Here is a 16,589-nt window from a genome sequence, read left to right on the forward strand (position 1 = left end):
CTAGGTTTTAATGGGCAAGAAACCGGCAACGGAACGCAAGGCAATCGATCCCCGCAGCGCCAGCGATGCGGCTCTCGACTATGCGCCATTGCCTGGTGTTGCCGACGAGATGGTCGACAACACCGGTGCGATCCGCCCCGTCTGGCAGCGCTTCCTCTCCGCCTTCGGGCGCGTGCCCAAGCCCGAACTCGCCGAACGCTTCGCCCGTGCCGACCGCTATCTGCGCGATGCCGGCGTCTTCTACCGGGCCTATGGCAGCAAGGGCACCGGCGAACGCTCCTGGCCGCTGTCGCATATTCCTGTACTCATCGACGAACGCGAATGGCAGCAATTGTCCGCGGGCCTCGTCCAGCGCGCAGATCTGCTGGAAGCAATCGTTGCGGATATCTACGGCAAGAACACGCTGGTGCAGGAAGGCTTCCTGCCGCCCAGCCTGATTGCCTCGAACCCGGAATTCCAGCGGCCGCTGGCGGGTGTGAAGCCGGCCACCGGCCACTACCTGCATTTCTGCGCCTTCGAAATCGGCCGCGGCCCGGATGGAAACTGGTGGGTGCTGGCAGACCGCACGCAGGCGCCGTCAGGCGCCGGCTTTGCGCTGGAAAACCGTGTTGCGACGACCCGCGCCTTCTCCGACGTCTATGCCGAAACGCCGGTGCACCGCCTGGCCTCGTTCTTCGGCGCCTTCCGCGACACGCTGCAGACGATGAAACATTCCGGCGACGACCGCATCGCGGTCCTGACGCCGGGCCCGGCAAACGAGACCTACTACGAGCACGCCTATATCGCCCGCTATCTCGGCTTCATGCTACTTGAAGGCGAGGACCTGACCGTCGTTAACGGCCGGATCATGGTACGCACCGTCGCCGGGCTGAAGCCGATCGGCGTGCTCTGGCGCCGCCTCGACAGCGCCTATGCCGATCCGCTCGAACTGAACCAGAATTCGCATATCGGTACGCCCGGGTTGCTCGATGCCCTGCGTGCCGAAACGGTGACGATCGTCAACGGCCTCGGCACCGGCATTCTTGAAACCCGCGCGCTGCTGGCCTTCATGCCCACCATCTGTCGCCGGATCCTCGGTGAGGACCTGCAGCTGCCGTCGATTGCCACCTGGTGGTGCGGGCAGAAAAGCGAGCAGGAGCATGTGGCCAAGCATCTCGAAAAGATGGTCATCGGCCCTGCCTTCTCGCGCGCCCCCTTCTTCGACGACGACGGCGAATCCGTGCTGGGGTCATCCCTGCGCGCGACGGCGAAGGATTCGATCTCCGACTGGCTGAGCACCGATGGCCCGAAGCTCGTCGGCCAGGAAGTCGTCACGCTCTCCACCACGCCGGCCTGGGTCGGCGGCAAGCTGACGCCGCGGCCTATGTCGCTGCGCGTCTTTGCGGCACGCACCGCAAACGGCTGGCAGATCATGCCCGGCGGCTTTGCCCGCATCGGCGCCAGCGACGATGTCGCCGCCATTGCCATGCAATCCGGCGGTGCGGCCGCCGACGTGTGGATCGTCAGCGACAAGCCGGTCGAGCGCCACACGCTGCTGCCCGCCGAAGGCAGCTTCACACGCAACATGCCGGGCAGCCTGCCGAGCCGCGCGGCCGACAATCTCTTCTGGCTCGGACGCTATATCGAGCGCGCCGAAGGGGCGCTGCGCATCCTGCGCGCCTGGCACGCCCGCTACGCCGAAGCTGCCGACCCGGACCAGCCGCTGCTGGCCGACGTCTCGGAATATCTGGCGGCACTCGACATCGACACCGAGGAACCGGTGCCGGAAACGCTGCTGCGCAACATCGACAGCGCCGTCTATTCCGCCAGCAACATCCGCGACCGTTTCTCGCCGGACGGCTGGCTGGCGCTGAACGACCTCGCAAAAACCGCCCGCCGCTTCCGCATGACCGTTGCCGCCGGCGACGACGCCAGCCACGCCATGACCATCCTGCTGCGCAAGCTCGCGGGCTTTGCCGGTCTGGTGCACGAAAACATGTACCGCTTCACCGGCTGGCGCTTCCTGTCGCTCGGCCGCTACATCGAGCGCGGCCTGCATCTGACCCGGCTGCTCGGCCACATGTCCGGCCCCGAAGCGCCCGACGGCGCGCTCGACATGCTGCTTGAGATCGGCGACAGTGTCATGACCCATCGCCGCCGCTACAACGTCAACACCGCGCGGCTGACTGTCACTGACCTTCTGGCGCTCGATCCGCTCAACCCACGCTCGATCCTCTTCCAGGTGAACGAGATCCACCGCGAAGTGGAGCAGCTGCCGAATGCCTTCATCAACGGCCAGATGTCGCCTTTCTACCGCGAAGCGATGCGCCTCCATTCCGGTCTTGCCGTGATGACGCCGGAGACGATGAACGGCGACGTCTACAAGAAGCTCGAGCGCGAGCTAGAAGCGCTCTCCGATCTTCTCGCACAAACCTATCTGGGGTGACGCCGTGCTTTACGACCTCACGCTTCACATGGGTTACAGCTACGACAGCCCGGCCTCCGGCGCCCGCCACATCATGCGCCTGATGCCCCTGTCGCTGCCCGACCGGCAGCGCCTGATCGCCGGCTCGATCACCATCTCTCCGTCGCCGGACGAGCAATCGCATTTCACCGATTTCTTCCGCCATCCGTCGACCTCCTTCCTGCTGCGCTCGCCGCATGAGACACTGGATATCCGCATGCAGGCCCGCGTGCAGGTGGAGAGCCATTCGATCTCGGCCGATTTCTCGCCGACGCTGTCAGGCCTGCCGGAAGAAGTTGCCGGCATCTGGTCCATCGAACCGGAATCCCCCCATCATTTCCTGGGCGACAGTCCGCGTCTGACGGCAACCCGCGCGATCTCCGACTATGCCCGCGAGAGTGCAGCGCCAGAGCGCACCGTGCTGCAGATCGCCACGGCGCTCTGCGCACGCATCAACAAGGATTTCACCTACGACACCGAAGCCACAACGGTGGACTCGACGCCGCTCGATGCCTTCAAGCTGAAACGCGGCGTCTGCCAGGACTTCTCCCATGTGATGATCCTGGCGCTCCGCAGCCTCGGCATCCCCGCAGGCTACGTCTCCGGCTTCCTGCGCACCATCCCTCCCGCAGGCAAGGAGCGGCTGGAAGGCGCCGATGCCATGCATGCCTGGGTGCGTGTCTGGTGTGGCGAAACGCTCGGCTGGGTCGAACTCGACCCCACCAACAACATCCCCGCCAGCACCGACCACATCGTCGTCGCCTACGGCCGCGATTACAGCGACGTGGCGCCCGTGATCGGCGTGCTGAAGAGCTATGGCGGGCAGAGGGCGTTGCAGGCGGTCGATGTAGTGCCGCTGAAGCAATGAGATCCGCCGACCGCCACAGATGTTAATGGGCGGAAGTCACGAAAGCCTTGTCCCCAATATCGACAATGCATTGAAGCGCGCAAATTCTGTGCCGAAATCGTGAGTTGTATAAAATTTTACAATTTCACTTAAGGAGTACGGTAACAATCGGGCTGTAAACCTTCATGTTAACGCAACCCCTTTGCAGGTGACATGATGTCTCCCAAATCTCATTTTTTGAGCCACGTGACGCGCCTGCTGCACGACCGCTCCGGTAATTTTGGCATATTCACGGCGATCCTCGTTCCGATCCTCATCGGATCGGCGGGTGTCGCCATCGACGTTTCAAACATGGTCGCTTCACAGCGGCAGCTTCAGGAAGCTTCGGATTCTGCCGCACTCGCGGCCGCAAGCGCGCTTGCAGACGGAAAGGTCGCGGATGCCACCGCCGCCCAGCAACTCGCTAAGGACTTCGTTGCAGGCCAGATGGCGAACTACCTCAGCGCAAGCGACGCAGCCTATTTGAAAAACAACGTCACCGTGAACGTCGTGACGACGACGACGGCCACCGGCAAAAGCTACAAGGTCAATGTCAGCGCGGCTTATAACATGGGCCTTACACCGCTGATGAGCGTCTTCGGAAAGAAGAGCGTTTCTCTTGCTAGCAACAGCGCGACGACAAGCGGCACCAACGACACAAAGACCGCGTTGTCGATGGAACTGGTTCTCGATCAGTCCGGATCGATGGGCTACGACACGACGACATGCGCGAAATACAAAAGCGACAACAAGACTTGCAAGACCTATGTGATCAAGATTGACGCGCTGAAGGCCGCCGCCGGCAAGCTCTTCGATGCCCTGGATAAGGCCGATCCGCAGCATGCGCTGGTTCGCACTGGCGTCGTTTCCTACAACAACGGCATCCTGCGCGACTCCTCAAACAAGATCATTGGCGTCAGCCCAATGAATTGGGGAACATCCGTTGGACGCACCTATGTTTCGACCCTGCAGGCGACAGGCGGAACTGACGCAACGGAGCCAGTGCAGGTCTCAACCGCTGCGATCCAGAAGAGCACCGACGGCTCGGACGCAGAAAGCAAGGAACACGCCAAGAAAGGCAACACCACGGTCGATCGCTACATCGTGCTTATGACCGACGGAGAAATGACCGGCAACAGCAGCACATGGAACAGCACCAAAGACAAGAATGTCCGCGATGCTTGCGATGCTTCCAAGAAGGCAGGCGTTCAGATCTTCACCGTCGCCTTCATGGCGCCGGACAAGGGCAAGAGCCTGCTGCAATACTGCGCATCATCGAGCAACACTTACTTCGAAGCCGAGACGATGGAAGACCTCGTCGATGACTTCGATAGCATTGCTCAGACAGCGACGAGAGCCCTGACGCTGCTCACCAACTAACCAGCCAATTACCCCAAAACAAAAGCCGCTCCGGAACAAACCGGGGCGGCTTTTCGTTGTGTGCTAATCCCCTGTATCAAATCGGGAAAATCGATTGAAATCAAGTCCCGGGGTGAGGGCGAAGGTGAAGGTTCCGCAAATTTTTGCTTTGGTTAAATCCTTTGTTGCAAGTGCTTGGTAACGGTGCATAAACTGACAGTATTCGTGTGTGCGACAAAGCGATTACCTCAGGCATAACATACTGAAATCAAATCAAAATTGGCGAGACCTGACGATGACAACAGCTTCCAAGCCGACCATCCCCTCCCCCGCTCCTCGCAGCTCCCGGCCTGAAATTCTTGCGGAAGAAATTATTGAGCGCCTCACCTACCGCATCGGCAAGGATGCCAAAGTTGCCAAGCCGCACGACTGGCTGACCGCCACCATCCTCGTCGTCCGTGACCGGATCATCGACAAGTGGATGGAATCCACGCGCAAGGTCTATTCCACCGGCGACAAGCGCGTTTACTACCTATCCCTGGAATTTCTGATCGGCCGCCTGATGCGCGATGCCATCTCCAACATGGGATTGATGGAGGAAGTCAGCGACGCGCTGACCTCGCTCGGCGTCGATGTCAACGTCATTGCAGGACTGGAACCGGATGCAGCACTCGGCAACGGCGGCCTCGGCCGTCTCGCCGCATGTTTCATGGAAAGCATGGCAACGGTCGATGTCCCTGCCTATGGCTACGGCATTCGCTATGTCCACGGCCTGTTCCGCCAGCAGCTTGCAGATGGCTGGCAGGTCGAGCTTCCGGAAAGCTGGCTCGCCCACGGCAATCCGTGGGAGTTCGAGCGCCGTGAAAGCGCTTACGAAATCGGCTTCGGCGGCACCGTTGACGTCGTCGGCGATCATGACGGCGAGCCGCGTTATGTCTGGAAGCCGGCAGAGCGTGTCATCGCCGCCGCCTTCGACACGCCTGTTGTCGGCTGGCGCGGAAAGCGCGTCAACACGCTGCGCCTCTGGTCGGCCCAACCGATCGACCCGATCCTGCTCGATGCCTTCAATGCTGGCGATCACATCGGCGCGCTCCGTGAAAGCAACAAGGCCGAAAGCCTGACCCGTGTTCTCTACCCGGCCGATGGCACGCCGGCAGGACAGGAGCTGCGCCTGCGCCAGGAGTTCTTCTTCTCCTCCGCTTCGCTGCAGGATATCCTGCGCCGCCATCTTCAGCAGTACGACGACTTCACGTCGCTGCCGGACAAGGTGGCGATTCAGCTGAACGACACGCACCCTGCCGTCTCGGTGGCTGAGCTGACGCGTCTGCTTTGCGATGTGCATGGCCTCGATTTCGAGCAGGCTTTCGAGATCGTCCGCGGCACGATTTCCTACACCAACCACACGCTGCTGCCGGAGGCTCTGGAAACCTGGCCGATCCCGCTCTTCGAGCGCCTTCTGCCGCGCCACATGCAGCTGATCTACGCAATCAACGCCAAGGTTCTTCGCGAAGCCCGCCGCGAGAAGAATTTCTCCGACACGGAAATCCGCTCGATCTCGCTGATCGACGAAAGCGGCGACCGCCGCGTGCGCATGGGCAACCTTGCCTTCGTCGGCTCGCACTCGATCAACGGCGTCTCGGCCCTGCATACCGACCTGATGAAGGTCACGGTCTTCGCAGACCTGCACAAGCTCTACCCTGACCGTATCAACAACAAGACAAACGGCATTACGCCGCGCCGCTGGCTGCAGCAGTGCAACCCGGGTCTGACGGGCCTGATCCGCGAAGCGATCGGCGACGAGTTCCTGGACGATGCCGAGAAGCTGAAGCCACTCGAGAAGTTTGCCAGCGATCCGGCATTCCAGCAAAAGTTCGCGGCCGTCAAGCGCGCCAACAAGGTGGCTCTGTCCAACCTCGTCGCCAGCCGCATGGGCGTGAAGCTCGACCCGTCTGCGATGTTCGACATCCAGATCAAGCGCATCCACGAGTACAAGCGCCAGCTGCTCAACGTCATCGAAGCCGTGGCGCTCTACGACCAGATCCGATCGCATCCCGAGATGGACTGGACCCCACGCGTCAAGCTCTTCGCCGGCAAGGCGGCGCCGAGCTATCACAACGCCAAACTGATCATCAAGCTGATCAACGACGTCGCCCGCACGATCAACAACGACCCGGCAGTCCGCGGCCTGCTGAAGGTCGTGTTCGTGCCGAACTACAACGTCTCGCTGGCCGAAGTCATGGTTCCCGCGGCCGATCTGTCCGAGCAGATCTCGACCGCCGGCATGGAAGCCTCCGGCACCGGCAACATGAAGTTCGGCCTCAACGGCGCGCTGACGATCGGCACGCTTGACGGCGCCAATGTCGAAATGCGCGACAATGTCGGCGAAGACAATATCGTGATCTTCGGCCTGCAGGCCGATGAAGTGGCGAAGGTGCGCAGCGACGGCCACAATCCGCGTGCGATCATCGAAAGCTCGCGCGAGCTGTCGCAGGCGCTTGCTTCGATTGCCGGCGGCGTGTTCTCGCCGGACGACCGGAACCGATATGCCCAGTTGATCGACGGCATCTATTCGCACGACTGGTTCATGGTCGCTGCCGATTTTGATGCCTATGCAGCCGCTCAGCGCGAGGTGGACCAGATCTGGAACAACAAGTCCTCCTGGTACACCAAGACGATCAACAATACGGCGCGGATGGGTTGGTTCTCGTCTGACCGCACGATTCGGCAATATGCCGAGGAAATCTGGAGAGCTGGATGAAAACGCCGAAAACTGCCCCTGAGGTAAAGCGTCCCTGGGAAATTTCGGCAGACGAAATCGCGGCGATCCTCGCTGGTTCGCACGCAAATCCATTCGCCGCGCTCGGCGTCCATCAGGCCGGCGATGGTTTCGCAGCCCGTTGCTTCATTCCCGGTGCGGAAGAAGTGACGGCGATGACACTCGACGGCACCGCCGTCGGCGATCTCAAGCAGCTTCATCCGGACGGCTTCTTCGCCGGACCGGTGAAGCTCACCAAGCAGCAACCGGTCCGCTACCGCGCCCGCCGCGGCGATGCCGAATGGGCGGTGACCGATCCTTACAGCTTCGGTCCCGTGCTCGGGCCGATGGACGATTATTATGTCCGCGAAGGCTCACATCTGAGACTTTTCGACAAGATGGGCGCGCATTGGATCAAGCATGAAGGCGCGCAGGGCATCCACTTCGCGGTCTGGGCACCGAATGCGCAGCGCGTCTCCGTCGTCGGCGATTTCAACAACTGGGACGGCCGGCGCCACGTCATGCGCTTCCGCTCAGGCGCCGGCATCTGGGAAATCTTTGCGCCCGACGTACCGACAGGCGTTCCCTACAAGTTCGAAATCCGCGGCAACGACGGCGTATTGCTGCCGCTGAAAGCTGACCCCTTCGCACGCCGCAGCGAGCTGCGTCCGAAGACGGCCTCCGTCACCGCCCCTGAGCTGCTTCAGGATTGGGACGACGAAGCCCATCTCAAGCACTGGCGCGAAACCGACAAGCGCCGCCAGCCGATCTCCATTTACGAGGTGCATGCCGGTTCATGGCAGCTTCGCCAAGACGGCACGTTCCTGTCCTGGGACGAGCTTGCTAACACCCTGATCCCCTATGTCGTCGATATGGGCTTCACCCATATCGAATTCCTGCCGATCACCGAACATCCCTATGACCCCTCGTGGGGCTACCAGACGACCGGTCTCTATGCGCCCAGCGCCCGCTTCGGCGAGCCCGAAGGCTTTGCCCGCTTCGTCAACGGCTGCCACAAGGTCGGCATCGGCGTCATCCTGGATTGGGTGCCGGCCCATTTCCCGACCGACGAACATGGCCTTGGCTGGTTCGACGGCACGGCGCTCTACGAGCATGAGGATCCGCGCAAGGGCTTCCATCCGGACTGGAACACGGCGATCTACAATTTTGGCCGCACCGAAGTCCTGTCCTATCTCGTCAACAATGCACTTTATTGGGCCGAGAAGTTCCATCTCGACGGCCTGCGCGTCGATGCCGTCGCCTCGATGCTGTACCTCGACTATTCGCGCAAGCATGGCGAATGGATTCCCAACGAATATGGTGGCAACGAAAACCTCGAGGCGGTTCGCTTCCTCCAGGATATGAACACCCGCATCTATGCCGAACATCCAGGCGTCATGACCATCGCCGAGGAGTCCACCTCCTGGCCAAAAGTCTCCCAGCCTGTCCATGAGGGCGGCCTCGGCTTCGGGTTCAAGTGGAACATGGGCTTCATGCACGACACGCTGAGCTACATGAAGCGCGAGCCGGTTCATCGCCAGTTCCACCACAACGAGCTGACCTTCGGCCTGCTCTATGCCTATTCCGAAAATTTCGTCCTGCCGCTGTCGCATGACGAAGTGGTGCACGGCAAAGGCTCGCTGATCGCCAAGATGCCGGGCGACGACTGGCAGAAGTTCGCGAACCTGCGCGCCTACTACGCCTTCATGTGGGGATATCCCGGCAAGAAGCTGTTGTTCATGGGCCAGGAATTCGCGCAGTGGAGCGAATGGAGCGAGGCGACGTCGCTCGACTGGAATCTCCTGCAGTACCGCATGCACGAAGGTATGCGCCGCCTCGTCCGCGATCTCAACTTTACCTACCGCTCGAAGCCGGCGCTGCATGCCCGCGATTGCGAAGGCGAAGGTTTCGAGTGGCTGATCGCCGACGACCAGGAAAATTCGGTCTTCGCCTGGCTGCGAAAGGCGCCGGGACAGAAGCCTGTTGCTGTGATCACCAACTTCACACCCGTTTATCGCGAGAACTACGCTATCCGCCTGCCGCTCGAGGGCCGCTGGCGGGAAGTTCTGAACACCGATGCCGACATCTACGGCGGCAGCGGCAAGGGCAATGGCGGGCGCGTGCAAGCCGTCAATGCCGGCGGCACCATCGCCGCCACGATCACCTTGCCGCCATTGGCGACGATCATGCTTGAACCTGAGACTTGAAGACTGGTGGGAGGAGTAGACTATGGTAGAAAAGCGCATTCAGCCACTTGCCCGCGATGCAATGGCTTACGTTCTGGCGGGCGGTAGAGGAAGCCGTCTTAAGGAACTCACCGACCGCCGCGCCAAGCCCGCGGTTTATTTCGGCGGCAAGGCCCGTATTATCGACTTCGCGCTGTCGAATGCGCTGAATTCAGGTATCCGCCGCATCGGCGTCGCCACCCAGTACAAGGCGCATTCGCTGATCCGCCACATGCAGCGCGGCTGGAACTTCTTCCGCCCGGAACGCAACGAGAGCTTCGACATCCTGCCGGCTTCCCAGCGCGTTTCCGAGACGCAGTGGTATGAAGGCACGGCGGACGCCGTCTACCAGAACATCGACATCATCCAGGATTACGGCGTTGAGTACATGGTCATCCTCGCCGGCGACCATATCTACAAGATGGACTACGAATACATGCTGCAGCAGCATGTGGATTCAGGCGCCGACGTGACCATCGGCTGCCTTGAAGTGCCGCGCATGGAAGCCACCGGCTTCGGCGTCGTGCATGTCGACGAGACCGACCGGATCATCGACTTCGTCGAAAAGCCCGCCGATCCGCCAGCCATTCCCGGCAAGCCGGATAGCTCGTTTGCCTCGATGGGCATCTATGTCTTCCACACGAAGTTCCTGATCGATGCTCTCAAGCGCGATGCGGCCGATCCGAATTCCAGCAAGGATTTCGGCAAGGACATCATCCCCTACATCGTCAAGAACGGTAAGGCCGTCGCCCATCGCTTCGCCAATTCCTGCGTCCGCTCAGACTTCGAGAACGAGCCCTATTGGCGTGACGTCGGAACGATCGAAGCCTACTGGCAGGCCAATATCGACCTGACGGCGATCGTTCCCGATCTCGATATCTACGACAAGTCCTGGCCGATCTGGACCTATGCGGAAATCACCCCGCCGGCGAAGTTCGTCCATGACGACGAGAACCGCCGCGGCTCGGCAACCTCCTCGGTGGTTGCGGGCGACTGCATCATCTCCGGTGCCAGCCTCAACAAGAGCCTTCTCTTCACAGGCGTGCGCGCTAACTCCTATTCGAAACTCGAGGGTGCCGTCGTTCTGCCGAGCGTCAAGATCGGCCGCCGCGCGCAGCTGAAGAATGTCGTGATCGACCATGGCGTCGTCATTCCGGAAGGCCTCATCGTCGGTGAGGATCCGATCCTGGATGCCAAGCGTTTCCGGCGCACCGAGAGCGGCATTTGCCTGATTACGCAGCCTATGATCGATAAGTTGGATCTTTAAACATATGAAAGTCCTTTCGGTTTCGTCCGAAGTCTTCCCTTTGATCAAGACAGGGGGGCTCGCCGATGTGGCGGGCGCCCTTCCCATCGCCCTCAAGCGGTACGGCGTCGAAACGAAAACCCTCATGCCCGGCTACCCCGCCGTCATGAAGGCCATTCGCGATCCCGTCGTCCGCCTGCAGTTCGATGATCTCCTGGGAGAGCCAGCGACGGTTCTGGAAGTGCAGCACGAGGGTCTCGATATCCTCGTGCTCGACGCTCCCGCTTATTACGATCGCCCGGGTGGTCCCTATCTGGACCAGACCGGCAAGGACTACACCGACAACTGGCGGCGCTTCGCCGCCCTGTCTCTGGCCGGCGCCGAGATCGCCGCCGGCCTGATGCCGGACTGGCGTCCCGATCTCGTCCACGCCCATGACTGGCAGGCGGCGCTGACGCCCGTCTACATGCGCTACTACCCGACACCCGAACTGCCGAGTGTCCTGACCGTTCACAATATCGCCTTCCAGGGCCAGTTCGGCGCAGAAGTCTTCCCCGGCCTCCGCCTGCCGCCGCATGCGTTCTCGACCGAGAGCATCGAGTATTACGGTCATCTCGGCTACCTGAAGGGCGGGCTGCAGACCGCCTGGGCGATCACCACGGTGAGCCCGTCCTATGCCGACGAAATCCTGACGCCGGAATTCGGCATGGGGCTCGAGGGCGTCATCGCCAGCCGCCGCGATGCGCTGCACGGTATCGTCAACGGCATCGACGCCGACATCTGGAACCCCGCCACCGATCCCGTCGTCCACACCCACTATGGCCCGACGACACTGAAGAACCGCGAAGAGAACCGCAAGTCGATCGCCGAATTCTTCCGGCTGCATGACGACGGCGCGCCGATCTTCTGCATCATCAGCCGCCTCACCTGGCAAAAGGGCATGGATCTCATCGCCGCAACGGCAGACGAAATCGTCGCACTCGGCGGCAAGCTCGCGATTCTCGGTTCCGGCGATCCGGCGCTTGAAGGCTCGCTTCTGGCCGCCGCCGCCCGCCATCCCGGCCGCATCGGCATCTCGATCGGCTATAATGAGCCAATGTCGCATCTCATGCAGGCCGGTTGCGACGCCATCATCATTCCGTCGCGATTCGAGCCTTGCGGCCTGACGCAGCTCTACGGCCTGCGCTACGGCTGCGTGCCGATCGTTGCGCGCACAGGCGGCCTCAACGACACGGTAATCGATGCTAACCATGCCGCGATTGCCGCTAAAGCTGCGACAGGAATACAGTTTTCTCCCGTCACGGCTGAGGGTATGCTACAGGCCATCCGCCGCGCGATGACACTCTATGCGGATCAAAAAGTCTGGACCCAACTGCAAAAGCAGGGCATGAAATCGGATGTCTCGTGGGAGAAGAGCGCCGAACGCTACGCTGCCCTGTATTCAAGCCTCGCCCCGAAAGGCAAGTGACAGAAAATGAACAAGTCCGTATCCACCACGCCCTTCCAGGATCAGAAACCCGGCACCTCGGGTCTCCGCAAGAAGGTCCCGGTCTTCCAGCAGCCGAACTATGCTGAGAACTTCATCCAGTCGATCTTCGATTCGCTGGAGGGATACCAGGGCAAGAGCCTCGTCATCGGTGGTGACGGACGTTACTACAATCGCGAAGTCATCCAGAAGGCGATCAAGCTCGCTGCTGCCAATGGCTTCGGCAAAGTCATCGTCGGCAAGGGCGGCATTCTCTCGACACCTGCGGCGTCCCACATCATCCGCAAGTACAAGGCTTTCGGCGGCATCATTCTCTCCGCCAGCCACAATCCCGGCGGTCCGACCGAAGACTTCGGCATCAAATACAACGTCAACAATGGTGGCCCGGCGCCCGAAAAGATCACCGACGCGATCTATGCCCGCACCAAGGTGATCGACAGCTACAAGATCGCCGACTTCGGCGACGTCAATATCGACCGCATCGGCAAGGAAGAGCTTCCGGGTGGCATGATTCTCTCGGTCATCGATTCGGTCGAAGACTATGCTGCGATGATGGAAGAGCTGTTCGATTTCGGCGCCATCCGCAATCTGATCAGCCTCGGTTTTCGGATCGCCTTCGATGCGATGAGCGCCGTCACCGGCCCCTACGCCAAGGAAATCTTCGAAAACCGTCTCGGCGCGCCGTTGGGCTCGGTCCGCAATTTCATGCCGCTTCCCGATTTCGGCGGCCACCATCCGGACCCGAACCCGGTTCACTGCAAGGAACTCTACGACGAGATGATGGGCGACGATGCGCCCGATTTCGGCGCGGCATCCGACGGTGACGGCGACCGCAACCTCATTGTCGGCCGCGGTATCTTCGTGACGCCGTCAGACAGCCTGGCGATCCTCGCTGCCAACGCGCATCTGGCGCCCGGTTACTCCGGCGGCCTCGCCGGTATCGCCCGCTCGATGCCGACATCGGGCGCGGCTGACCGCGTTGCCGAAAAGCGCGGCATCGGCATGTATGAAACGCCGACCGGCTGGAAGTTCTTCGGCAACCTGCTCGACGCAGGCATGGCGACGATCTGCGGCGAAGAGAGCGCCGGCACCGGTTCCAACCATGTTCGCGAAAAGGATGGCCTGTGGGCCGTGCTGCTCTGGCTGAACATCCTCGCTGTGCGCGGTGAAAGCGTTCAGGACGTCGTCACCCAGCATTGGCAGACATACGGCCGCAACTACTATTCGCGCCACGACTATGAAGCCGTGGATACCGATGCCGCAAATGGCCTGATCGACAATCTGCGCGCCCAGCTTCCTACCTTGCCCGGCAAGGTCTTCGGCAGCCTGACTGCCGAGAAGGCCGACGATTTTGCCTATCACGATCCGGTCGACAAGTCGGTCAGCGAGCATCAGGGAATCCGTATCCTGTTCAAGGGCGGCTCCCGCGTCGTCTTCCGTCTCTCCGGCACTGGTACGTCTGGCGCAACCCTGCGCGTCTATATCGAACGTTACGAGCCGGATTCGAGCCGGCACAACATCGAAACGCAGGAGGCGCTGGCCGACCTGATCGCCGCCGCGGAAGCCATCGCAGACATCCGCAAACGCACGGGCCGGGACGCACCTTCCGTCATCACCTGACCGGGGGCACATGCGGGCGGACAACAGGGCAAAAGGCGGCGCCGTTCTTTTCGAGACCGGCGTCGAGTTCACAGTCTGGTCGCAACATGCCGCAGAGATCCAGCTCTGCCTCTTCGACAAGAGCGGCAACAAGCAGGTCGCGCGCCTGCCGATGGCGCGCGAGGATGGCTACATCCACCGCCTCTTCGTCGATAATCTGAAGGAAGGCGCACGCTACGGCCTGCGCGCCGACGGCATCTATGCGCCCGACAACGGCCTGTGGTTCGACCCGTCGAAACTGCTCGTCGATCCCTACGCCAAGGAGCTCGACCGTCCGTTCCGCCATGATCCGCGCCTCGGCACCTTTGGTGAAGAGACCCAGGACTTGATGCCCAAGGCGATCGTCACACGCGATCAGAAGGCAAAGCCCGGAAAACCGCTGTTCCGTCCCGGCGGCTTCATCTATGAAGTCGCGGTCAAGCCCTTCACCATGCTGCATCCGGATGTGCCTGAGAAGCAGCGCGGCACCGTTGCCGCCCTCGCCCACCCGTCCATTATTGCGCATCTCAAGCGGATCGGCGTCGATGCCATCGAGCTAATGCCGATCACCGCCTGGATCGACGAACGCCACCTGCCGCCGCTCGGACTGACCAACGGCTGGGGCTACAATCCCGTCGCCTTCATGGCGCTCGATCCCCGCCTCTGCCCCGGCGGCATGGCCGAGCTGCGTGACGCCGTCGCCAGGCTGCATGCCGAAGGCATCGCCGTCATCCTCGATCTCGTCTTCAATCACACCGGCGAAAGCGACCGATACGGCACGACGCTGTCGATGCGCGGGCTCGACAACCTCTCCTTCTACCGCCACCTGCCGGGCCGCCCGGGCGAGCTCGTCAACGATACTGGAACCGGCAACACAGTCGCCTGCGATCACCCCTATATCCGCCAGCTGATCATCGACAGCCTCAGGCATTTCGTTCTCGGCGCTGCAATCGATGGCTTCCGCTTCGATCTCGCTCCCGTGCTCGGCCGCACGGCCTCCGGCTTCGAAGGTCACGGTGAGACACTGTCGGCGATCCTAGCCGACGACGTGCTCGCTGATCGCGTCATGATCGCCGAGCCCTGGGATATCGGTCCCGGCGGCTACCAGCTCGGCAATTTTCCGGCACCCTTCCTCGAATGGAACGACCGCGTCCGCGACGATATCCGCTGCTACTGGCGTGGCGACGACTGGAAGACCGGACCACTGGCAACCGCACTTGCAGGCTCGTCCGACATCTTCGGCCGCGACGGCCGTCAGGCAACCCGCACCGTCAACTTCCTCGCCGCCCATGACGGCTTCACGCTGAAAGACCTCGTCTCGTATAATGGCAAGCACAACGAGGCGAACGGCGAGGACAATCGCGACGGCCACAATGAGAACCATTCCTGGAACAACGGCGTCGAAGGCGAGACGAAATATCCTGATATTATCGCAAGGCGCCGCGCCGACCTGATGGCGCTGATTGCGACGCTGTTTGCCAGCCGCGGCAGCATCATGCTGACCGCCGGTGACGAAGGCGGCCGCAGCCAGCGCGGCAACAACAACGCCTACTGCCAGGACAACGAGATCACCTGGGTGGATTGGAAAACGCTCGATGACGAGTTGATCGCCCACACCGCCTTTGTCTCCGCTCTCAGAAAGCGTTTCGTGGTCTTCTCCGAAAGCAGCTTTTTCACCGGCAACGGTGACGTCATCTGGCTGTCTCCTTCAGGTCAGCCGATGACCACAGGAGAATGGGAGTCGCCGAACCTCTCGTCTTTCGGCATGATGGTTGCGACCCGCGACGGCACCGCGCGAAAGACCACCCGGCTTTCAGTGCTGTTCAACCGCGCAAGCGCGCCCGTATCGTTCACACTTCCAGCCGGAGCGGCATGGCGCGAACTGACCCGTTCCGGCAGCAAAAAAGTCGATCAGACGGTATCGCTTCCTGCCCGTAGCGCTATGTTCTATCTGGAAAATTGAGCTGGCCGGTCATCAGGCGCGAATCCTTGTCGCAACCGTCACAAAGGCGCGATAAGGCTTGATGCTCGCGGCTGTTTTGACGAGGATTGTATGGGTAAGGAAATTGCGCTCGCCGACGTGAAAGGTCTCGTCGGCACCAAGACCGGTATCTCCGATTGGATCACGGTCGACCAGACGATGATCGATGCCTTTGCCGGCGCCACCAACGACCACCAGTTCATCCACACCGATCCCGAACGCGCAGCCGCCGAAAGTCCCTACGGCGGAACGATCGCTCATGGCTTCCTGACGCTGTCACTGCTCTCGGCGATGAACTTCGACGCTCTGCCAAAGATCCGCGAACAGACGATGGGCATCAACTACGGCTTCGACAAGATCCGCTTCATGTCGCCGGTGAAGACCGGCGCGCGCATCCGCGGCCATTTCACCCTCGCCGACGCGCGCCTGCGCGGCGCAGCGATGATGATGACGACCTACGAAGTATCGGTCGAAATCGAAAACGAGAAGAAACCGGCGCTGACGGCCAACTGGATCACCATTGCCCAGTTTGACCCGAAAGACCGGCCGGCGGCATGAGACTGGCGCGGT

At 61.4% G+C, this 16,589-nt stretch carries 10 protein-coding genes; all 10 read left to right on the forward strand.

Translation table 11 applies throughout. The features are described from left to right. Positions 1-10: 10 nt before the first annotated feature. The 10 genes from AC1DIJ_RS20350 to AC1DIJ_RS20395 all read left to right on the forward strand — a co-directional run bounded on the left by AC1DIJ_RS20350 (position 11) and on the right by AC1DIJ_RS20395 (position 16,577). Positions 11-2,425: a circularly permuted type 2 ATP-grasp protein gene (locus tag AC1DIJ_RS20350; RefSeq protein ID WP_112385563.1), complete on the forward strand. Its 2,415-nt coding sequence runs from the start codon at positions 11-13 to the stop codon at positions 2,423-2,425. A 4-nt stretch (positions 2,426-2,429) separates the two neighbouring features. Then, complete coding sequence (locus AC1DIJ_RS20355) at positions 2,430-3,311, forward strand: transglutaminase family protein (protein ID WP_477831532.1); 882 nt, start codon at positions 2,430-2,432, stop codon at positions 3,309-3,311. A 195-nt stretch (positions 3,312-3,506) separates the two neighbouring features. Then, on the forward strand, positions 3,507-4,709 hold the full coding sequence (locus AC1DIJ_RS20360) for a TadE/TadG family type IV pilus assembly protein (RefSeq protein WP_112385719.1): 1,203 nt from the start codon (positions 3,507-3,509) through the stop codon (positions 4,707-4,709). Positions 4,710-4,983: 274 nt separating this feature from the next. Continuing rightward, positions 4,984-7,446, forward strand: a complete 2,463-nt coding sequence (locus tag AC1DIJ_RS20365; protein ID WP_112385564.1) for a glycogen/starch/alpha-glucan phosphorylase — start codon at positions 4,984-4,986, stop codon at positions 7,444-7,446. Further along, positions 7,443-9,650 carry a 1,4-alpha-glucan branching protein GlgB gene (gene glgB / locus AC1DIJ_RS20370; RefSeq protein WP_112385565.1) on the forward strand — a complete coding sequence of 736 codons (2,208 nt, stop codon included), beginning with the start codon at positions 7,443-7,445 and terminating at the stop codon, positions 9,648-9,650. The genes AC1DIJ_RS20365 and glgB overlap by 4 nt, the downstream gene beginning before the upstream one ends. A 22-nt stretch (positions 9,651-9,672) precedes the next feature. Beyond that, positions 9,673-10,935: a glucose-1-phosphate adenylyltransferase gene (gene glgC, locus AC1DIJ_RS20375; protein ID WP_112385566.1), complete on the forward strand. Its 1,263-nt coding sequence runs from the start codon at positions 9,673-9,675 to the stop codon at positions 10,933-10,935. Between the two features lie 4 nt (positions 10,936-10,939). Next, entirely contained in the window at positions 10,940-12,382 is a 1,443-nt protein-coding gene (gene glgA, locus AC1DIJ_RS20380) for a glycogen synthase GlgA (protein WP_112385567.1), read from the forward strand. 6 nt (positions 12,383-12,388) lie between these two features. Beyond that, positions 12,389-14,020 (forward strand): alpha-D-glucose phosphate-specific phosphoglucomutase, encoded by a 1,632-nt coding sequence (locus AC1DIJ_RS20385; protein WP_112385568.1) that lies wholly within the window; start codon positions 12,389-12,391, stop codon positions 14,018-14,020. 10 nt (positions 14,021-14,030) lie between these two features. Further along, on the forward strand, positions 14,031-16,001 hold the full coding sequence (gene glgX / locus AC1DIJ_RS20390) for a glycogen debranching protein GlgX (protein WP_112385569.1): 1,971 nt from the start codon (positions 14,031-14,033) through the stop codon (positions 15,999-16,001). 90 nt (positions 16,002-16,091) lie between these two features. Next, positions 16,092-16,577, forward strand: a complete 486-nt coding sequence (locus tag AC1DIJ_RS20395) for a MaoC family dehydratase (RefSeq protein WP_112385570.1) — start codon at positions 16,092-16,094, stop codon at positions 16,575-16,577. The last annotated feature ends 12 nt before the right edge of the window (positions 16,578-16,589 follow it).

The sequence above is a fragment of the Rhizobium sp. 10N427 genome (assembly GCF_056394605.1).